Below are 20,647 nucleotides of genomic sequence, written 5' to 3' on the forward strand. Positions count from 1 at the left end.
CCCAATGATCCCATGAAGGCGAAACCCAAAAAGCTGCCACCAGAAGCGTTTAAGGCTGCGGTCAGGGCAGAGGCTCTGGCGCTTGGGTTTGCTGATCTCAGGTTCCTAGATATTCCATCGTCATGGTCGGCATCTGAGCGATTGAAGGCCTTTGTTGAAGCGGGTCTGCACGGCCAGATGCAGTGGATGGAAGACACACTTGATCGCCGCGCCCACCCCACGGCCATGTGGCCGGAGGCTAAAAGCGCGATTGTGCTGGGGTTTAACTATGGTCCCGACACCGACCCTTTGGAACAACTGCGACATCCACATACTGCCAATATCAGCGTCTATGCCCGCGGCGATGACTATCACGACCTGATCAAAAAGAAACTTAAAGCGCTGGGGGGCTTTATTGCGCAGAATTTTGACTGCCAGCTTAAGGTATTTGTCGATACGGCGCCGTTGATGGAAAAACCGCTGGCCCATCTGTCGGGCTTGGGCTGGCAGGGCAAGCACACCAATCTGGTGTCGCGCCAGTTTGGGTCATGGCTGTTTTTAGGGGTGATCCTGACCGACCATGTGCTGGACAGTGACGCCTATGAGCCGGATCATTGCGGGTCGTGTCAGGCCTGTCTTGAGGCCTGCCCGACCGAGGCTTTTATCGGGCCGTACCAACTGGATGCCCGCAAATGTCTGTCCTATCTTACTATCGAATATAAGGGCGCGTGGCCGGAGGTTTTCCGCCACCAGATGGGCAACCGCATCTATGGCTGCGATGACTGTCTGGCGGCCTGCCCGTGGAATAAGTTTGCGCAAACAACGCAGGAAATAAAGCTCGCCCAGCGTGACGGGTTTGATCAATTACGCCTGACCGATCTGGCGCGACTGGATGACGTAGCCTTTCGGGCTCTGTTTGCCAAATCACCGATCAAGCGCATTGGACTGGCGTCTTTCTTAAGGAATGTCCACTACGCCATAGGAAACGCATTCGGGGGAAATGCGTTGGCGGAAACTGAAAACGACGAGATGATCTTGGTGCTGAAAGATAATCTGAAGCGCGATCAGGCTGTGGTGCGGGCCTCTGCGGTGTGGGCGCTTAAGCAGGTCATGGCGAAGGATGCGTTCTCAGCTCTGCGGGCGCAGCATATGTTCGAGGCCGATCCCGATGTGCGGGCGGAATGGGACGGCCTATGACGGACGGTCTCAAATTTTCCCTCATAGCTGTCAGTTATAACAGCTCGGCCTACTTACCCCGTTGCCTTGAGGCGTTGCAGGCTCAGACCCTGCCGCGTGATGCTTTTGAGATCATCGTGGCTGATAATGCCTCGGCCGATTTTGAACTGGACGCGTGGCGGGACCGCTATCCCACTATCCGGTTTGAACAGTTTGAGGATAATCTGGGCTTTGCCGTTGCCAATAACCGCGCAGCCAAAATGGCCCATGCGCCGTGGTTGGTGCTGATCAATCCGGATGCCTTTGCTCATGACGACCTGTTGCAGACCTTGCAGAGGGCGGCCAGCGATCACCCTGATGTCGCCATGTTCAGCGCCCTGCAACTGAGCGCCAATCATGCCGGTAAGCTGGATGGTGCGGGCGATGGCATGATGGCGTTTGGATTTAATTACCGCATGGGCTACGGCCACGATATGCCGCAGTCTTTACCGGTCGGTGAAGTCTTTTCGGCGTGCGGAGCCGCGATGATGATCCGGCGCGATCTGTTTGAACGACTTAAGGGCTTTGATGAGGATTTTTACATCTATTGCGAAGATGCCGATCTGGGCTACCGCGCGCGTCTGCTGGGCGAAAGATGCCTGCTGATCCCGCAGGCCAGGGTCGATCATATCGGCTCAGCCACTCTGGGGGCGCGCTCCGATTTCGCGCTGCGCTATGGCTATCGCAACCGGCTATGGATGTATCTGAAAAATACGCCGTGGCCGGTGATGATTCTGACCCTGATTCCGCATGTGCTGATGACTATCGCAGTGATGATCAAGGATGCGCTGTCGGGCAAAGGTGTGATTGCTGTGCGCGCGGTCTGGGAAGCTATGACCAACCTCGGTCATATCCGGCGCAAACGTCGTGAGATTCAGCGGGCGCGGCGCTTAAAGTCTTTACGCCTGCTAAAACTTTTGACATGGAACCCCCGTAAGATTACCCGACGTGGTGTAGATATTCGCGGTATTGATGTGAAGGAGATGAGACAATGAATGCGTTTGATGCGTTGAAGTCCCAGGCCAAGGCGGATGCCAAGGTTGCGATTGTCGATCATTTTGCGGCTGATCCGGCCCGCCTTGGCACCATGAGTCTTGAGGTCGCGGGGCTTTATGTCGATGTCTCCAAACAAAGCTGGTCCGATGCCGGGTTTAAGTCGGCGCTGAAACTGTTTGAAACCGCCAACCTCAAGGGCGCGCAGGAGCGCATGTGGTCGGGGCAGGCCATCAACGTATCCGAAAACCGTGCTGTTTTGCATGTGGCTCTGCGCGATTCCGACGCCAACAATCTGGGCCTGCGTGGCCCTGAGATCACCGAAGATGTCGCGTCTGCCCGCAAGGCGATGCAGGCCTATGCCGGGGCGATCCGTTCCGGTACGATCACCGGTGCGACCGGCACAAAATTCAAAACCATCGTCCATATCGGGATTGGCGGGTCGGATCTGGGGCCGCGTCTGCTTTACCAAGGTTTGGCGGCTCTCAACCCGCAGATCGATATCCGCTTTGTCGCCAATGTCGATGGCTCAGAACTGGCTCTGGCGCTGGCCGGATTAAATGCGGAAGAGACGCTGGTTATCGCCGTGTCCAAGACCTTCACGACGCAGGAAACTCTGGCCAATTTTCTGGCGGCCCGTGACTGGCTGATCAAACATCTGGGTGAGGATAAGGCCAAGGCCCACATGGCCGCTGTATCGGCCGCGCCCGATAAGACCGGCGCTTTTGGCATTGCGCCTGATCGCGTGTTTGGCTTCAAGGACTGGGTCGGCGGGCGCTATTCGCTGTGGTCGGCGGTCTCCTTAAGCGTTATCATCGCGCTCGGCTTTGATGTCTATGAGCGTCTGCTTAAGGGCGCCTATGAGATGGATCAGCATTTTTATCACGCCCCGATGAATAAGAACGCGCCGGTATTGCTGGCAGCCGCGCAAATCTTCAACCGCATCGGTCTGGATCGTCCGGCGCGCGCCGTGATCCCTTATGTCCATCGTCTGCGCCGTCTGGCGGCATTCCTGCAACAGCTTGAAATGGAATCAAACGGCAAGCGCACCTCGCCGACCGGTGAGACCTTAAGTTCGGCCACCTGTCCGGTGGTGTTTGGCGATGAAGGCACCAATGCCCAGCACGCCTTCTTCCAGATGCTGCACCAGTCGGAAGACGTCGTGCCGCTGGAACTGATTGCGGTTCAGCATAATTCTGAGGCGTCGGTGGATATGCAGCAAAAACTGCTGTCGAACGTCATCGCGCAGGGTGAAGCCTTTATGGTCGGTAAGTCCTACGCCACCGCCGAGGCTGAGTGCAAGGCGATGGGCCTTGATGAAGCGCAGACCAAGATCATCGCCCCGCAAAAGGTCTGCCCCGGCAATAAGCCGTCAACGACGGTGTTGCTGAATGAACTGACCCCCGAAACCCTTGGGGCGCTATTAGCGCTTTATGAACATAAGACATTTGCCGAAGGGATTGTCATGGGGCTGAACAGCTTTGATCAATGGGGCGTTGAACTGGGTAAGACGCTGGCGACTTCGGTGTTGAAAGACATCACCGGTGATGCCATCGCCGCCCACGATGCTTCGACGACCGCGTTGATCAAGCGCGTTAAGGGCTGATACGGTTACGGACATGACATGAAATTCACTTGATTGTGGTGGTGGGTTGCCCGATCCTTCTGGTCACATATCAGGGGGCTTTCATGTCAATATCGCGCCGTTTACACCTTAAGTCACTGCTGGCCTCTGCGGGCTTGATTGGATGCTCCAGCGGGTCCAAGGCGGCAGACTCCGACCTGATCGGCACATGGTCGGGGCCGCTGAATATTGGGGCCACGTCGCTGCGGCTGAGGTTTGTCATAACTGATGCCAGGACGGCGAAAGTCGTAAGCCTTGATCAGGGCAATGCCGAAATCCCGGCCAGTTCGGTGCACCTTGACGGCAAAAAGGCCGATCTGGGTTTTAAGTCGATCAATGCCCGCTTTGAGGGCGAACTGACCGATAAGGACACCCTGACCGGCACGTTTACGCAAGGGGCGCCCATTCCGCTGATCCTCAAACGCGGTGAGGCCTTTGCCGAGACCGCGCCGGTTATTGTGGAGCCGCTGACCTTAACCTTGCTGCAAACCCTGCGCGCTGAGGCGGGTTCGCCAGCCTTGGGGGCGGCGGCGCAAATCAAAGGTAAAACCCCGCTCATCATCGTCAATGGCGCGCGCTCGGCGGAAGATGAAATCGCGGTTCAGCCGACGGATCAGTGGCATTGGGGCTCGATCACCAAATCGATGACCGCAACCCTTGTGGCGCGTCTGGTTGAAGCCGGAAAGGTGACTTGGGATACCCGCGTCGCATCAGTTTTCCCAAAAGACATTGACCCCGCCTATGCCGATGCCACGTTCCGCCACCTGCTCAGCCACCGGGCGGGATTGCAACCCAATATCGATATGTTCCATCTGCTGGGCTATTCGCGTGACCCCCTGCCGGACGCGCGTGAGGAACGCCAGCGCTATGCCCTAACGGCGCTGAAACAGAAACCGGCGGGCGCTCTGGCTGAGAAAATGGTTTATTCTAATAACGGCTATATCGTCGCGGGCGCTATGCTCGAAAACATAACCGGCCAGTCGTGGGAAACTCTGATCAAGGCCCATGTTTTTGATCCGCTGGGCCTGTCATCCGCCGGTTTTGGGGCGCCGGGACGGGCCGGTATGATCGATCAACCGCTCGGCCATGCGGTCTCTGGCAAAGCGCGCAAACCAGCACAGGTCGGGCCAAAGATTGCCAATGACAATCCGGTGGCGTTGGGGCCTGCCGGTCGGGTGCATATGTCGCTGGCGGATATGCTCACCTATTTGTCCGCCCACCGCGACCAGCCGGAAGCGTTCCTAAAAGCCGCATCCTGGCAAACCCTGCATACGCCGCCGTTCGGTCGTGACTACGCTATGGGTTGGGTGGTGCGCAAAGACGGTAGCCTGTGGCACAATGGTTCCAACACCGTCTGGTACGGCGAAGTGATGGTTGATCCGAAAGCCGGTGTGGTCTGCGCCAGCGCGGGCAATGATGCCGACCCCGAAACTCAGAAAGCTGTCGCGACCGCCCTTATGGGTGCGCGCGCCGCTGTCTTACCCTAATCAGGCTTATCCACCACTTGATCCCCGCTTCATAAGGGCCGTTTAGCCTCAAGGCTTGTTTTCCCAGCAGAGGCTTAATTCATGCCCTATTCCCGCGATCGCGATCAGTTCCCATCCTCCATGCCGACGCCGCAAAGTCAGGCGCGGCGCAAACACCCGATTACACCAAGCGCTTCGGACCTTGATCCTTATGCCAAGGCCATCGTCATCCATGTGACCGGCGGCGGCCGTGCCAGCCTGACCTATATCCCAACTGATAACGACGATGCTCAGACCGTGACGGTCGAAGTGGCTGATGGCTGGGTCTCGGATACCTCCGTGCGTCGCGTATCCGCACTGTCGGTGGTGGGAGCCGGTACGGCAACGGTCTGGGGCCTATATAACTGATGCCGCCCCTCGGTTTGAAACTGCCGCAGGTGGCTGCTTACCGCCGCCGGCGGGGCGTGAGCGGGCCGTTCGTGCCTGACCTGCCTATCTGGCGCGCCGCCCGCGCCGCGGTGGCGGCGGGTGAGCGCAATGCCCGCATTTTGTGCATCGGCGATTCCACGACGGCGGGACACGGGGCCTATGCCGCCGGAATGGGCGATAACAATAAGGCCGGTGCCTGGCCCACCCAATTAGCGCAGATCATCAATACCCGCGGCGGTGTGGCGTCATGGTCTTCGATCACAGGCAATAATAACGCCGCCGACAGCCGCCTTTACGACAGCCGGGTGACCTTTCCGGCCTTGCAGGGCTGGGCGTTTTCCACGACAAGCGGGGTCAATGGCTCGACCCTCGGCGGCTATCACACGATGGCGTCGGGATATAATCCGCCGTCTAAGTATAACTTCGCGCCGCTCAATGCCTGCGATACATTTGAGGTCTATAACCCGAAGGCGGGCGGCAATGCGCGGGGGTGGATTTTGAGCGTCAATGACGGCGCTGATCTGGCGACGGTCTCGAATATGCGGACGCCATCGCCGCCGGGTGAGTTTGAAAAATATACCCTGACCACAGCCCCGGGTGCGAACGTACTCAATATTCGCGCACAAAATACCGAGGCCACCTATCTGGCCGGGATCATCGCCTATAATTCGGCGATCAAGGAAATATCGGTTCTGAATGCGGGCTGGTCAGGTGCCAAGGCCTCCGATCTCAACAATGGCTCCACCTATGCCTATGGCCCGGTCAATGCCATTAGCATCTATGACCCGGATCTGGTGATTATCAATATCGGGATCAATGACGCTAATCAGGCGTCACCCACCGCCACGGCCACTTTTTCCAGCCATGTTCAGGCGGTGATTACAGCGGCCCAAGCGACCGGTGCGGATGTGGTTCTGATGGCCCCGACCCCCATCGGCAGCAGCTATGCCGCCAATCTCGATACGCTGTCGGTGGCGGTTTTAGCGCTTGGGGTCACGAACGAGGTGCCGGTCATTGACCTGCGCACACGGTTTGTCGACTACGTCATCGCCAATGGGGCCGGCTGGATGCGCGATACCTTGCACCCCAATGTCAGCGGTTATGCCCAGATCGCGACCGCTGTGGCTGATCTTATTTATAGCTGATCGGGCACATTGGCGCGCAGTTCATCCAGCCAGATTTTGGCGTTGGCATCGGATGGCGCGCGCCAGTCTCCGCGCGGGCTAAGCGCCCCACCGGAGATCAGCTTTGGCCCATTGGGCACGGCCGAGCGCTTGAACTGCGAGGTGGTGAAAAACCGCCACAGAAACACCTCCATCCATTTTTTAATTTCGGCAAGCGAATAGCTGCGCTTTTTGTGATCGGGATAGTCCTGCGGCCATTCACCGGCGTCTTTGTCTTTCCACGCCTGCCAGGCCAGATAAGCGACCTTTGACGGTTTCAGGCCATAGCGGGTGATGTAGTATAGAGTAAAGTCCTGAAGCTCATAGGGGCCGACCTTATCTTCGGTCTTTTGCAAGGCGCCATCGGCTCCGACCGGCACCAGTTCGGGGGAAATCTCGCGCTCCAGCACCGACTTCAAAATCCGGCCGGTGCGCGCATCAAATTCCTTAGTGGCCGCCCACCGGATCAGGTGCTGGATCAGGGTCTTGGGCGCACCGCAATTGACATTGTAATGGCTCATGTGATCACCGACACCGTAAGTCGACCAGCCGAGCGCCAGTTCTGACAGATCACCGGTGCCGACCACAAAGCCCTTTTTCTCACCGGCCAGACGGAACAGAAAATCGGTGCGCAAGCCCGCCTGCACATTCTCGAAATTGATATCATAGACCGGCTTGCCCTCACCGTAAGGGTGGCCGATATCCATCAGCATCCGTTTGGCGGCGGGCCGGATATCAAGCACTTCGCCGCTAATCCCCAAAGCCCGCATCAGCTTCAAGGCATCAGTCTTGGAGCCGAGTGTCGTGCCAAATCCGGGCATGGTATAGCCGTTGATGTTTTCGCGCGGGATACCTAAGCGATCAAACGCCTTACACGCCACGATCAGGGCATGGGTGGAATCAAGCCCGCCAGAGATACCGATGACGACATGTTTGGTGCCGGTCGATTCCAGCCGCTGCATCAGACCGTGAACCTGAATGTTGAAGGCCTCATAGCAGTCTTCATCAAGACGATGTTTATCGGCGGGCACATAGGGAAAACGCGGCACATGACGATGAAAATCGCTTAAGGTATGGGGGCGGTAATCGAAACTTATCCGGGTCATGTCCGCCCCACCGCGAAACCGGCGGGCGTCGGCAAAGGTGCCGTTGCGCATCCGATCCTGCACGATGCGGTCGGCATCAACATCAGCCAGGGTCAGGGTATCAGAGGTAAAGCGCTCGCTCTCGGCTAATAATCCCCCCAGTTCATAGATCAGCGATTGCCCGTCCCAGGCCAGATCAGTGGTCGATTCACCGGGACCTGCGGCACTATAGGCATAGGCGCACATCAGGCGCTCAGAGGCAGCGGCACAAAGGGCCTTGCGGGCGCGCGACTTGCCGACCACGACGGGCGAGGCCGACAGGTTGACGATCAGGGTGGCCCCGCTCAAGGCCAGCTTTGTCGACGGCGTATCCGGCGACCACACATCCTCACAGATTTCAACGCCAAAGGTAAAGGCCTCAAAGCCATCCCCGGCAAAGATCAGGTCAGGTGAAACGACCACATCGTCACCACCGAGTTTGATGGTGGCGGACAGGCCGTAGCCGGAAGCGAAATAGCGCTTTTCATAATATTCACGGTAATTGGGCAGGAAGATTTTGGGCACCAGCCCCAGACAACGCCCGCCCTGCACGACGGCGGCGGTATTATAAACCGCACCGCCTACTGTCAGCGGCAGTCCGGCCACAATAACGCAGCGCAAATTCGCGGTCTGGGTCATAAGGTCAATCAGCGCCTGACGGGCAGCGTCCAGCACGGTCGCTTGGGTCAGCAGATCATCCAGCGAATAGCCGGTCAGGCTGAGTTCCGGAAAGACCACCAGATCGGCCCCAGCTTCGTCGGCGCGCGTGGCCAGTTGCACATGCTCAGCCAGATTGGCGGGCGGATTGGCCAGATGCACTTTCGGCGTCACGCAGGCAATGCGCACAAAGCCATGAGACGAAGATATGTCGAATTTGGGCATTTTTAGGCTTTCTACATAATTGGCGAGCCGAATTTGTCTAATTATAGGCCATTATGGATAAAATCATACTCCATAAGTCTCAATAAATACGCTAAATGGTCTGAAAATGCTGTGTAATAAATGATGTTGGCAATATTGGTATCAATTGAAATAATATCATTTCCTGTATTCAATCTATAAAACTGCCCCCAGTGACTACCGATGCCGCATTTTTTGTAGATGCCGTGCAAAGTCCGGTGCTAAGGGAGGGCCTCATTTGCCCAACCGTAATCGGAATACCCATGAGTTTGACGTTTGACGATGTAAAGGCCGCCGCCCAGCGCATCGAAGGCCATGTGCTAAAGACGCCGTTTGCCTATTCCCAGCGCCTGAGTGCGGTCACCAAGGTCAGCCTGTGGGTCAAGTACGAAAACCAGCAGATGACCTCGGCTTTTAAGGAACGCGGCGCGCTTAATAAGCTGGCGCAGTTGACCGAGTCCGAGCGCGCGCGCGGCGTCTATGCGGCCTCGGCGGGCAATCATGCCCAGGGGCTGGCCTATCACGCGACGCGCTTAGGCATTCCGGCGACCATCGTCATGCCGCAGGGCACGCCGTTCGTGAAAATCCAAAAGACCCAAAGCTTTGGTGCCAAGGTGGTGATCGCCGGTGCCAGCTATGATGAATCGTCGGCCCATGCGCAGGATCTGTGTCGCGAAGCCGGGGCCGTTTATGTGCATCCGTTTGATGATTATGATGTTATGGCGGGCCAAGGGACCTTGGCGATTGAGATGCTGGAGGCTGTGCCGGATCTGGATGTGCTGCTGGTGCCGGTCGGTGGCGGCGGGCTGATCGCCGGCATGGCGGTCGCGGCCAAGGCGATCAACCCTAAGATCAAGGTCATCGGTGTCGAGGCGGCCATGTATCCGTCCTTTGCGGCCAAACGTAACCGTCAGAATGTCGTCTCAGGCGGCGCGACGATCGCGGAAGGCATCGCGGTCAAGGAAGTCGGCGAACTGACCTTTGAGGTCGCCAATCCCTTGGTGGACGATGTCATCGTGATTGACGAATCCGATATCGAGCGCGGCATCGCCATGTTCGTCAATGTCGAGAAGACCGTCTCCGAAGGGGCTGGGGCCACGGGCCTTGCGGCGGTTCTGCGCCATGCCGAACGCTTTGCAGGTTTGAAAGTGGGTCTGGTTCTGTGCGGCGGCAATATCGATCTGCGGCTGCTGGCATCTGTGCTTCAGCGTGAACTGGTGCGTGAAAAGCGCCTCGTGACCTACCGCATTTTGGGCGATGACCGTCCGGGCATGTTGTCGCGCATGGCCGATGTGATTTCGGATAAGGGCGGCAATATTGTTGATGTGGCGCACAATCGTCTGGTGCTGGATGTTCCGGCCAAGGGTGCCGAGTTCGACATCATGGTCGAGACCCAGGATGCCCGCCATGCCTATGAAATTGAAGAAGCTTTGCGGAGAACGGGCTATGCGCTGCGTATGGATTAAGCCTGTTTCGTGAGAAAGTTTTTTGCTGGCGCAAAAATACATTTCTCCCGTATATCAATATCGAAAAAAATGCCTTTGAAGCGGTTCTTCAGGCATTTTTCGCATTTTAATCTAAAGGGTCAAGGTTATGAACTGGGCGGGTAAAGTGTTGATGGCGGTTTTGTCGATGGCCGGTTTGTCGGCCTGCAACAAAGGCCCTGATCCGGTCGCGGTGGCTGCCAATGCCGAGGCCGGTAAAGCCTTCCTTGAGAAAACCGCTAAGGAAGAGGGCGTCCTGCCGCTGGAAGGCGGGATGTACTATAAGGTGGTGTCGTCGCCGGCCCCTACCGCCCCGCAACCGGCGGTGACCGATACGGTCAAGGTGCACTATGAAGGCACGCTGATCGACGGCACCAAGTTCGATTCGTCCTATGATCGCGGTGTGCCTGCCGCATTTCCGCTCAAAGGGCTGGTCAAGGCCTGGCAGATCGCCATCCCGAAGATGCATAAGGGCGATACCTGGATGCTCTATGTCCCGGCCGAAATGGGCTACGGCGATCAGGCCATGGGCCCCATTCCGGCGGGCAGCGTTCTGGTCTTCAAGATTGAGCTGATCGATATTCAGCCTAAGTAGTCAGGCCGCCTGAATGCGCACTGGCGTGGATTTAAACGCCGGTGTCTTACTGCGTGGATCGACCGCCGTGCCGGTCAGGATATTGGCTTCGGGGTAATAGGCCATGACCGAGCCGCGCGCGATATCAAAGGCGCGCACAGTGACGTTTTCCATGATCCCATGATCGGAGGTCAGGGTCGCCTTATCGCCGTCGCTTAAGCCATGTTGCGCCAGATCGTCGGTGTTCATCATCACGCTCCAGCGGTCGTCCATGCCACGGTAGCTGTCTTTGTACTCATAGACGATGGTATTGAACTGGCCCTCTGAGCGTACGGTGGTCAGCAGCAAAGTGTCACCTCGTACCGGCGGCAGAGGCCGGGTTATAAAGCGGGCCTTGCCATCAGGGGTATGAAATTCTGGCGTGTGCATCAGCCGCCCGCGCACATGAAATTCACGTTTGGCGACGTCGATATCAGCCAGATCCTCAAGGCCGGGGACGATGCCTGCAATGGCCTCGCGAATGGTTTTGTGGGCTTTAAAGGCCTGAAAATCGACGGGTGTCACCGGCATCAACCGCGTGGCCAGATCGCACAATATATCGCTTTCGGGCCGCACGGTTTTCAGGCGCGTGATGCCGCCATCGGACAGGCGCACATAGTTGAACATCGATTCCTGCGTGGTCGGTTGCCATTCTTCGTCGCGGGCGGTGACCGGCAGGATCAGGGCTTCGGAATTGTCGATGCCGTGGATATGGCCCTTATTCAGCGTGGGCGTTAGATACATTTTAAAGCCGATTTGACCGAGCGCTTTCGCGGCCCATGAACTGTCGGGATTGGCTTCATAGAGGTTGCCGCCCATAAGAAGCGCCGCATCCATCTTACCGTCTGCGGCGGCCTTCATGCAGGCCATAGTGTCAAGGCCGGTCTCTTTCGGCAGGGGCAGACCAAAGGCCGCCTCCATCTTCGCCATGACCTCTTTGGCCAGCACCGGCTTAACGCCGATCGTGCCGATACCCTGCACATTGGAATGGCCGCGCAGTGGCAGAAGGCCCGCACCCACACGTCCGATCTGGCCGCGCAGCAGGGCGAGGTTAGCGATATATTCAACATTATCGACGCCGTTCAGGTGGTGGGTAATGCCCATGCCCCAGGCAAACACGGCCGATTTAGCCTTGGCATAGAGGGTCGCAACCCGCTCGATATCGGCGCGCGTCAACCCTGTCGCGGTCTCGATACCTGTCCAATCGGTCGCCTCAATGTCGGCGCGGAAGGCTGCGAAATCATGACTATGCTGCGCAATAAAGTCAGTGTCTTCAGCCCCTGCCGCCAGCACCGCCTTGGCCAGCCCTTTGAGGACGGCCATGTCCGAGCCGATGCGTGGTTGCAGATAATCCGAGGCGATAAAATCCCCGCCCTTGAGCATGGATTTCGGGCTTTTGGGGATGGCGAATTTGACCAGGCCGGCTTCTTTGGCAGGATTAATAATCACCACTTCGCCGCCACGTTCCCGGCATTTTTTTAGCTGATGTATAAAGCGCGGATGGTTCGATGACGGATTGGCACCGATCACCAGAATGAAATCGCACAGGCTTAAGTCTTCTAACTCAACCGTCGACGTGCCGGTGCCGATGGTGGTGCCAAGCCCTACACCCGTCGCCTGATGGCAATAATATGAGCAGTTGTTGACATTGTTGGTGCCAAAAGCCCGCGCCAGCAGTTGCAGCACAAACCCGGCCTCATTAGACGAGCGGCCTGACGAATAAAAAAACGTCCGTTCCGGCGTGGTCGCTAAAAACCGGCGCGCGGCCAGATCCAGCGCGTCATCCCACGATATCGGCTCGAAACGGTCGGCATGACGGGATTTGTAAATGGGTGTGGATAGCCGCCCCAGATGCTCCAGTTCGTGACCATCCAGTTCGCGCAGATCGCTCAATGCATGGGTTAAGACTTCAACCGGAATGCCCGGTTGGATGTCGGTCGACTGGGCCTGAATTGATTTGTTGCAGACGGACGGGAACTCATCCAGTTCATTGGTCATGCCGCCTCTCTGGCCGCCCATGCCCAGCCCGCAGGCCTTGCAGGTATTGTGCGCGGTCAGGGCCTTGGCGGTATTTTCCAAGCCGATACGGCGGGCCGTTTTCAGCGCATAGAGCACTTTTTTGGGGCCGCCGCCGACGATGGCTTTGCTCATCTTATCCTCCGCCACGCAACGGATGGTGTACGCAAAATTACTTGGTGGCCCTGTCCATCGCGTCACCAACCGATTCGATGTCGCGGCCAACGCCTTTGACGGTGTTGCAGGCCGACAGAACCGGCAGGGTGGCGATGAGGGCGATGATCAGCAGACGTTTCATGGGGCAACCTCTGAATAAAAAAAGGGACTCCATTGGTAAGACGGAGCCCCTGAATTAGCAATATATTTTGGTGGCTTACGTGACCGGGAAGCCGCGTTTACGCATCAGGGGCGCAATGCCCGCATCGCGACCCCGGAAGTTGCGATAGGCCTCAGCCGGATCGACCGTATTGCCGCGGCTTAAGACCTCCTTGACCAGCTTATCGGCCACGGTCTTGTCGTAGAACCCGCCCTTTTCGGTAAAGGCTTCGGCACAGTCGGCGGTTAAGGTGTCCGACCACAGGTAGGAGTAATAGCCCGCCGAATAGCCATCGCCGGAGAAGACATGGCCGAACTGCGGCGTGCGATGGCGCATGACGATCTCAGAGGGCATACCCAGCTTGGTCAATTCTTCGCGCTCGAACGCATCGGCATCGATATCCGCGCCACCGGCCAGATGCAGCTTCATGTCGATCAGGGCCGAGGCCAGATATTCGACCGTGCCGAAGCCCTGATTAAACGTGTCAGCCTTTTCGATCTTGGCGACCAGATCTGCCGGGATCGGCTTGCCGGTTTCATAGTGCAGGGCGAATTTGTTGAGCACTTCCGGCGTGCCCAGCCAGTCTTCGTTAAGCTGCGATGGGAACTCGACATAGTCGCGTGCCACCGACGTGCCGGCCAGCGACGGATAGGTGACGTTGGACAACAGGCCGTGGATAGCATGTCCAAACTCGTGGAACAGGGTCGAGGCGTCATCCCAGGAAATCAGCACGGGTGAGCCATCGGCCGTTTTGATGAAGTTCGAGTTGTTGGAGACTATGGTCAGGATGTCCCTACCATCCATGCGCGACTGCGAGCGGTAGGCGTTCATCCACGCGCCGGAGCGCTTACCCTGACGGGCATAAGGATCGAAGTAGAACAGGCCGATCATCTTACCGGCACGGTTGACTTTCCAGACGCGGACATCTTCGTGATAGACCGGCACATCGGTCACCGGTTCAAAACTAAAGCCGTAAATCTGACCCGACGCCCAGAACATACCCTCAACCAGTTTATCAAGCTGCATATAGGGCTTGATGGCGTTTTCATCGAGGTCGTAGCGGGCCTTGCGCACCTTTTCGGCATAGAAGCGGTAATCCCACGGCGCAATCCTTATTTTGGCGCCTTCTGAATCCGCGATCTTTTGCATGTCGGCCACTTCTTCTTTGACGCGGGCGACGGCGGCAGGCCAGACGGCCTCCATTAGCTTGGTGGCATTGTCCGGCGTCTTGGCCATGGCGTTTTCCAGCCGCCAGTGGGCGTGGGTGGCATAGCCCAGCAACTGGGCGCGCTCAAACCGCAGCTTCAGGATCTTGGAAATCAGGGCGTTATTGTCGTGCGCCCCGCCATTATCGCCACGATTGACGAAGGCCTTCCAGATGATTTCGCGCGCACTACGATCGGTAGCAAAGGTCAGAAACGGATCGGCGGCGGAGCGGGTATTGACGATGCCATACTGGCCGTCCTTGCCGTTTTTCTTGGCGGTGGCGGCAGCGCTGTCGATATAGGCCTGCGGCATACCGTTCAACTGCGCCTTGGTCAGGTAGGTGACCTGTTCTTCGTCGTGCAGCAGGTTGTCGCTGAACTGAGTAAACAGTCCGGCCAGTTCTTTATTGATCTCAGCGATACGGGTCTTGGACGCGGCCGACAGCTTGGCCCCTGAGCGCACAAAGCCGATATAGGTCACCCACAACAGGCGCTTTTGCTCCGGCGTCAGGTTCATTTTGTCCTGATTTTGATAGACGCTCTCGACCCGCTGAAACAGGGCTTCGTTCTGGCTGATCTCGTCGCTGAAGGCCGCCAGCTTAGGGCTGATGACCTTGGACGCCGCTTGCACTTCGGGGGAGGACAGATTGCCGCTCCAGATACCGTAATAAGTGTAGACGCGCTCAACCGCCTGCCCCGATTTTTCGAGGGCGACGATGGTGTTATCGAACGTCGGCATGGATTTAACGCGGGTGATGGCGTCAATTTCCTTGCGCTGCATCGTCATGGCATCGTCAAAGGCCGGTTCGAAATCCGAGACCTTGACCTTATCAAACGCCGGGACGCCACCGTAGGGGCCGGTCCATACCGCCGTCAGGGGATTAGGGGCGGCGCCTTGCGCAAAGCCAACAGTCGGTGCTGCGGCAGCGGCGGCCATGAGGCCCAAAGTCGTGCGGCGGTCGATGGTCATGAATAATCCTCGTTATTTGTCACAATCGTCACAATAGAAATCATATGGGCGCCGTACTGGCAAGTCACAAGACATATGGACGCGAACCGGGGCTTAGCTTAAGCATGGCCCAATAGGTTTGGCGAATTACGGATAGTTCAGATTATGGCGATTGGCGTTTTTGATTCCGGTGTTGGGGGGCTTACCATCCATCGGGCCCTGGTTGAGCGTTTGCCGTCCGCTGACTTTGTCTATCTGGCCGATCAGAAACACGCCCCATACGGTGAACGGACGGGCGAAGATATCGTCAATCTGACGCGCCAGGGCTGCGAGACCCTGTTCGATCAGGGGGCGTCTCTGGTTATATTGGCGTGCAATACGGCGTCGGCTGTGGCGCTGCGGAGGCTGCAATCAACCTGGCTTTCTGACTATCGCAAAACCGCTGGACGGCCGGTTAATGTGCTGGGCATTATCGTGCCGACCATTGAAGCCGCGACCGGACTACCGTGGGAGCATGAGGCCGAGCGGCGCGGGCCGAAAATCGAAAATCTCGATATCCTTGGCCTGTTCTGCACCCGTGCGACGGCCCATTCACGCGTCTATGAGATCGAAATTGATAAGCGCCGTCAGGATCTGGCGGTGTTTGCTGAACCTTGCCCCGGCCTTGCTGATATGATCGAGCAGGGGGCGGATCATGACGCCCTGAAGGCCAAGATTGACGGCCATGTGGGCGCGCTTAAGGCCCGGATCGGGCGCTTCCCGGATCGGGCTATTCTGGGCTGCACCCACTATGAGATTGTGGCTGACCTGTTCAAGGCGGCCTTGCCTGCCGGGACACCCCTTATCCATCAGCCATCGTCGGTGGCGGCGGCGATGGGCCGCTATGTTGAGCGTCACACCGAGTACGATGTCGGATCTTCGGGCAAGCGGGTGTTTCTGACGACGGGTGAGCCGAAAACCCAGTCGGCCCTGATTGAAACCTTTTGGGGCGCACCTCTGAACTTTGCGGCGTCTCAGGTCGCGGCTGCATAAAAACGGTCACATATGGGCTTTATGAGGGGATTATGCTCCGTATTGCGCTCATTTTCGTCCTGATGGTCTTTGTAACCCAGCCGGTTCAGGCGGCGGTTGAGGACTGGAATCACACTGAGGTCGTAGTGGCGGCTAAGCGTCCGCCGGGCCCGGCCCTGTGGCGCGTCAAAAAGGGCGAGGCCGAGGTGGTGATCGTCGGCGTCTTGCCAGTATTTCCGAAATCCCAGAGCTGGAGCCAGAAGCGGCTTGAGAATGCGCTGCGCGGGGCCAAGGTGCTGATTACCCCGCCCGATGCCAAGACTAGTGCGGGCGATGCGGTGAGGGTTTTACGCACTAAGGGGTTGCCCGGCAAACAGACCCTGAAAGATGTTTTGCCGCCTGACCTCAATGCCCGTTTTGAAGCGACGGCCAAACGGGCCGGGGTTTCGGCCAAATCGTTTGCACGCGATAAGCCTGTCTGGGCGGGGGCGCGACTGCGGCGTGAGGTGCTGGAAAAGCGCCGCCTGAGCGCCGATGAGCCGACCGATATGATTGTACGCATCGCCCGCAAACAGGGCGTGCCGGTCAGACCTGCGGGCAAGTACAAAACCGGGCCGGTGCTGAAAGACCTGAACCGCCTGAGCGATCAGGATAGCGAGGATTGCCTGCGTTATACGCTGGGCGATATCGACTTCAACATGGATCGCGCCCCCAAAGCCGCCGCCGCCTGGGCAGTCGGTGATATCCGTAACGTGCGTGCCAATTATCAGGGCGGGGCGATGGCCGCCTGCCTGGAAGGCTCCGACGTCGGGACGGCCATGCTGGAGCGCAGCGTCGATGATATAGTGGGCGCCATCAACAGCGGTCTGCAAACGCCGGGCAAAACCGTGGTGATTGTGCCGCTGTCGCCGCTGCTGCGCCAAGGCGGCGCGCTGGATCAATTGCAGGCGCGCGGACTGAAAATCAGCGCGCCTGAATAGATATTACTGAGCTGCCATCGTATCGGCCGGAGCCGAGGTCCGGATCAGGTGATCAAAGGCCGACAGTCCGGCCTTGGAGCCTTCACCCATCGCGATGATGATCTGCTTATAGGGTACGGTCGTGGCATCGCCCGCGGCAAACACGCCTGACACAGACGTTTCCGCCCGGTCATTGATTTCAATCTCACCACGCGGCGACAGGGCAACCGTGCCTTTCAGCCATTCGGTATTGGGCAACAGGCCGATCTGGACGAAAATGCCCTCAAGTTCAATCGTATGGGCCGTGTCATGGATGCGGTCTTTGTAGGACAGCGCATTGACCTTGGCGCCATCGCCATGAACTTCGGTCGTCTGGGCGTTGGTGATGACGGCGACGTTCGGCAAGCTGTAAAGCTTGCGTTGCAGCACCGCGTCCGCGCGCAGTTCAGGCGCGAACTCCAGCAGGGTGACGTGGGCGACGATACCGGCCAGATCAATCGCCGCTTCTACGCCGGAATTGCCACCGCCGATGACCGCCGTACGCTTACCCTTAAACAGCGGGCCGTCGCAGTGCGGGCAATAGGCCACGCCCTTGTTGCGGTATTGATCTTCGCCGGGCACACCCATCTGACGCCAGCGGGCGCCGGTGGAAATGATGACCGTGCGTGATTTGACCGAGGCGCCATTTTCGAGTTTGACCTCGATCAGGCCGCCGGGGACGCTGGCGGGCACTAGGCCGACGGCGCGTTGCAGGTTCATGATATCGACGTCATATTCCTTGACGTGCTGCTCCAACGCGCTTGCCAGCTTTGGGCCCTCGGTGTGGGAGACCGAGATGAAGTTTTCAATCGCCATGGTATCGAGCACCTGACCGCCGAAGCGTTCCGCGACCACACCGGTGCGGATGCCTTTGCGGGCCGCATAGATGGCCGAGGCTGCACCGGCCGGGCCGCCGCCGACGATCAGCACGTCAAATTCCGACTTGGCATTGATCTTTTCGGCTTCGCGGGCATGAGCGCCGGTGTCGATCTTGGCGAGAATTTCTTCGAGGCCCATACGGCCCTGACCGAAGACTTCGCCGTTGAGGTAGATGCTCGGCACGGCCATGACCTGACGGGCTTCAACTTCGGCCTGAAACAGCGCGCCGTCAATGGCGACGTGCTTGATTTTGGGGTTTAAGACGCTCATCAGATTAAGCGCCTGCACCACGTCCGGGCAGTTCTGGCACGACAGGGAGAAATAGGTTTCAAAGCGCAGTTCGCCGTCGATATCGAGCGCCTTGACCTGCTCGATCACATCGGCCTCGACCTTGGGCGGATGTCCACCAACCCACAACAGGGCCAGCACCAGCGAGGTGAACTCATGGCCCATCGGCAGGCCCGCAAAGGTGGCGGCTACATCCGGCGATCCAGCGCGCACGATATCAAATGACGGAACGCGCTCACCACCTGATGATACCTTAAGCGTCACCTTATCCGAGGCGGCGACGATATCTTCGAGCAGGTCAACCAGTTCGCGCGATTTTGAGCTGTCATCGACATGCGCCACCAGTTCGATCGGCGTGCGCAGATTTACCAGATAGGCTTTTAGTTGCGTTTTCGCTGCGTCATCAAGCATGGTCACGTCCTTAATCTCATGGGGGAAAACAGCTTTTCCCCCATGTGCCCCCTGCCTATTCGGAGAAAAATTTCCTTGGGGCGGCCCTACGGAAATTTTTCACATATTGTCTTGTTTAAGACGGGTTCTAGGCGGAGGCGGGGTTGATTTTCATTGTCTATATTCAGGCTCCGCAAAGCCTGGGTATGGAAAATGAATAGGTGGGGGGGACATGGGGGGAGATCCGTCTCCCCCCATGAGTGGGCTAGATCTTGCCAACAAGGTCGAAAGACGGCGCGAGAGTCTTTTCGCCTTCTTCCCACTTGGCCGGGCACACTTCACCGGGGTGAGACGCGACGTATTGCGCGGCCTTAACCTTACGCAGCAGTTCGGAGGCGTTGCGGCCAACACCTTCGGAGGTGATTTCCATGAACTGAATGATGCCTTCAGGGTCAACCAGGAAGGTGGCGCGGTCAGCCAAGCCAACGCCCGGACGCATCACATCAAAGTTGTTGGTGATGGTGCCCGATTGGTCACCGACCATGAAATAGTTGATTTTGCCAATGGCAGGCGACGTGTCGTGCCAGGCCTTATGGCTGAAGTGCGTGTCGGTCGAGACCGAAAAGACTTCGACATTGATGTCTTTCAGGGTCGGGTAGATGCCGGCCAGATCTTCGAGTTCAGTCGGGCAAACAAAGGTAAAGTCAGCCGGATAGAAGAAGAAGATCGACCACTTGCCTTTGGTGTCGGCGTCGGAGATGTCGACGAACTTGCCTTCTTTATAGGCGGTGGCTTTGAACGGCTTGATGGGGGTGTTGATAAGGGCCATTGGTCTTCCTCGTGATTGTGCAGTGCAGAGCCACGGTTATTCCCAATCGCGTCACAAAAATCAAATCTATTTTATTTTAAATTATTATAGATTTTACTTATTGAGCCGCATGCGGAACATTTACCAGAGACAAGGGGGCTGTGCGTGCGCTTTCGGCGCGGATGACCGACGAGACCGCATTGACCACAGCCGCGATTTTCAAAGCTGCCTGAACCTGCAGATTGGTCATGCCATGGCCGCGCAGGACTTTTTCGTGGGAATCCAGGCATAGCCCGCAACCATTTATGGCTGATACTGCCAGCGACCATAGCTCATAATCCAGCTTAGGCACACCCGGATTGGCCAGCACGTTCATACGCAAACTGGCGCGCAAGGATGCATATTCCTGATTGTGCATAAGGTGCAGCGACCGGTAATAGACATTGTTCATGGCCATTATCGCCGCGACGGAGCGGGCCGCATCGGCGGCTTCGTCCGATAAGGTTGCCGCACTTGCCGCCTCAATGTGCTGGATCACCTCGGCGACCCCTATCGCGTGGGCGCAAGATAGAAACGTGCCCCACTTTTGCTGTTCGGTAAGCAAGGTCTCTTCGGCCAGATTGGTGAGGTTGATGGCAATGTCACCGGCATAGGCGGGCATAAGCTGGGTTAGCGACTGAACGGACATAGCCTGTGTTCCTCTGCTGTCTTTGTTGCGGGTAATATAGGCCTTTTTGTGCGCTTTGTGCAGGGCTTGACGATGCGGCATAAAGGATCGACCGGTAAAAATTAATTGA

17 protein-coding genes are annotated in these 20,647 nt (G+C 57.6%); 10 read left to right on the forward strand and 7 right to left on the reverse strand.

All coding sequences use genetic code 11. The annotated features are described in order from the left end of the window. The first annotated feature begins 12 nt into the window (after positions 1 to 12). The 6 genes from queG to OVA03_RS13035 all read left to right on the forward strand — a co-directional run bounded on the left by queG (position 13) and on the right by OVA03_RS13035 (position 6,851). Positions 13 to 1,176 (forward strand): tRNA epoxyqueuosine(34) reductase QueG, encoded by a 1,164-nt coding sequence (gene queG / locus OVA03_RS13010; RefSeq protein ID WP_267525273.1) that lies wholly within the window; start codon positions 13 to 15, stop codon positions 1,174 to 1,176. After that, positions 1,173 to 2,189, forward strand: a complete 1,017-nt coding sequence (locus tag OVA03_RS13015; protein ID WP_267525275.1) for a glycosyltransferase family 2 protein — start codon at positions 1,173 to 1,175, stop codon at positions 2,187 to 2,189. The genes queG and OVA03_RS13015 overlap by 4 nt, the downstream gene beginning before the upstream one ends. Continuing rightward, positions 2,186 to 3,793: a glucose-6-phosphate isomerase gene (gene pgi, locus OVA03_RS13020; protein ID WP_267525278.1), complete on the forward strand. Its 1,608-nt coding sequence runs from the start codon at positions 2,186 to 2,188 to the stop codon at positions 3,791 to 3,793. Before OVA03_RS13015 ends, pgi begins: the two co-directional genes overlap by 4 nt. A gap of 83 nt (positions 3,794 to 3,876) precedes the next feature. Further along, a complete protein-coding gene (locus tag OVA03_RS13025; protein ID WP_267525280.1) occupies positions 3,877 to 5,298 on the forward strand; it encodes a serine hydrolase domain-containing protein in 1,422 nt (473 codons plus the stop codon). Positions 5,299 to 5,379: 81 nt separating this feature from the next. Beyond that, the gene (locus OVA03_RS13030) at positions 5,380 to 5,685 is read left to right on the forward strand and encodes a hypothetical protein (protein ID WP_267525281.1); all 306 of its coding nucleotides are present in this window, start codon (positions 5,380 to 5,382) and stop codon (positions 5,683 to 5,685) included. Continuing rightward, positions 5,685 to 6,851, forward strand: coding sequence for an SGNH/GDSL hydrolase family protein (locus OVA03_RS13035; RefSeq protein ID WP_267525283.1), 1,167 nt, complete (start codon positions 5,685 to 5,687; stop codon positions 6,849 to 6,851). The genes OVA03_RS13030 and OVA03_RS13035 overlap by 1 nt, the downstream gene beginning before the upstream one ends. Here OVA03_RS13035 and OVA03_RS13040 read toward each other — a convergent pair. Beyond that, on the reverse strand, positions 6,842 to 8,875 hold the full coding sequence (locus tag OVA03_RS13040; protein WP_267525285.1) for an NAD(+) synthase: 2,034 nt from the start codon (positions 8,873 to 8,875) through the stop codon (positions 6,842 to 6,844). The two genes, OVA03_RS13035 and OVA03_RS13040, sit on opposite strands and share 10 nt — an antisense overlap. Before the next feature lie 281 nt (positions 8,876 to 9,156). On the opposite strand from OVA03_RS13040, the gene OVA03_RS13045 reads away from it, so the two are divergent. Further along, the gene (locus tag OVA03_RS13045) at positions 9,157 to 10,359 is read left to right on the forward strand and encodes a threonine ammonia-lyase (RefSeq protein ID WP_267525287.1); all 1,203 of its coding nucleotides are present in this window, start codon (positions 9,157 to 9,159) and stop codon (positions 10,357 to 10,359) included. Positions 10,360 to 10,486: 127 nt separating this feature from the next. Continuing rightward, positions 10,487 to 10,972 carry an FKBP-type peptidyl-prolyl cis-trans isomerase gene (locus OVA03_RS13050; RefSeq protein ID WP_267525289.1) on the forward strand — a complete coding sequence of 162 codons (486 nt, stop codon included), beginning with the start codon at positions 10,487 to 10,489 and terminating at the stop codon, positions 10,970 to 10,972. On the opposite strand, the gene OVA03_RS13055 is transcribed toward OVA03_RS13050, so the two are convergent. From OVA03_RS13055 to OVA03_RS13065, 3 genes are all read right to left on the reverse strand, one after another. Then, positions 10,973 to 13,141: an FdhF/YdeP family oxidoreductase gene (locus tag OVA03_RS13055; RefSeq protein ID WP_267525291.1), complete on the reverse strand. Its 2,169-nt coding sequence runs from the start codon at positions 13,139 to 13,141 to the stop codon at positions 10,973 to 10,975. Positions 13,142 to 13,178: 37 nt separating this feature from the next. Then, positions 13,179 to 13,304 carry an entericidin A/B family lipoprotein gene (locus OVA03_RS13060; RefSeq protein WP_189484540.1) on the reverse strand — a complete coding sequence of 42 codons (126 nt, stop codon included), beginning with the start codon at positions 13,302 to 13,304 and terminating at the stop codon, positions 13,179 to 13,181. A 75-nt stretch (positions 13,305 to 13,379) separates the two neighbouring features. Beyond that, positions 13,380 to 15,497, reverse strand: coding sequence for a M3 family metallopeptidase (locus OVA03_RS13065; protein WP_267525294.1), 2,118 nt, complete (start codon positions 15,495 to 15,497; stop codon positions 13,380 to 13,382). A 144-nt stretch (positions 15,498 to 15,641) separates the two neighbouring features. On the opposite strand from OVA03_RS13065, the gene OVA03_RS13070 reads away from it, so the two are divergent. Both OVA03_RS13070 and OVA03_RS13075 read left to right on the forward strand, forming a co-directional pair. Next, positions 15,642 to 16,508 (forward strand): glutamate racemase, encoded by an 867-nt coding sequence (locus OVA03_RS13070; protein WP_267525295.1) that lies wholly within the window; start codon positions 15,642 to 15,644, stop codon positions 16,506 to 16,508. Positions 16,509 to 16,540: 32 nt separating this feature from the next. Beyond that, positions 16,541 to 17,467 (forward strand): TraB/GumN family protein, encoded by a 927-nt coding sequence (locus OVA03_RS13075; protein ID WP_267525297.1) that lies wholly within the window; start codon positions 16,541 to 16,543, stop codon positions 17,465 to 17,467. A 3-nt stretch (positions 17,468 to 17,470) separates the two neighbouring features. Here OVA03_RS13075 and ahpF read toward each other — a convergent pair whose 3' ends face one another. From ahpF to OVA03_RS13090, 3 genes are all read right to left on the reverse strand, one after another. Next, a complete protein-coding gene (gene ahpF, locus OVA03_RS13080) occupies positions 17,471 to 19,063 on the reverse strand; it encodes an alkyl hydroperoxide reductase subunit F (protein ID WP_267525299.1) in 1,593 nt (530 codons plus the stop codon). A 244-nt stretch (positions 19,064 to 19,307) separates the two neighbouring features. Then, positions 19,308 to 19,871, reverse strand: coding sequence for an alkyl hydroperoxide reductase subunit C (gene ahpC, locus OVA03_RS13085; protein WP_267525301.1), 564 nt, complete (start codon positions 19,869 to 19,871; stop codon positions 19,308 to 19,310). 97 nt (positions 19,872 to 19,968) lie between these two features. Further along, on the reverse strand, positions 19,969 to 20,538 hold the full coding sequence (locus OVA03_RS13090; RefSeq protein ID WP_267525302.1) for a carboxymuconolactone decarboxylase family protein: 570 nt from the start codon (positions 20,536 to 20,538) through the stop codon (positions 19,969 to 19,971). Positions 20,539 to 20,647: the final 109 nt, after the last annotated feature.

It is taken from the genome of Asticcacaulis sp. SL142 (genome assembly GCF_026625745.1).
In the GTDB taxonomy this organism is placed as follows: domain Bacteria; phylum Pseudomonadota; class Alphaproteobacteria; order Caulobacterales; family Caulobacteraceae; genus Asticcacaulis.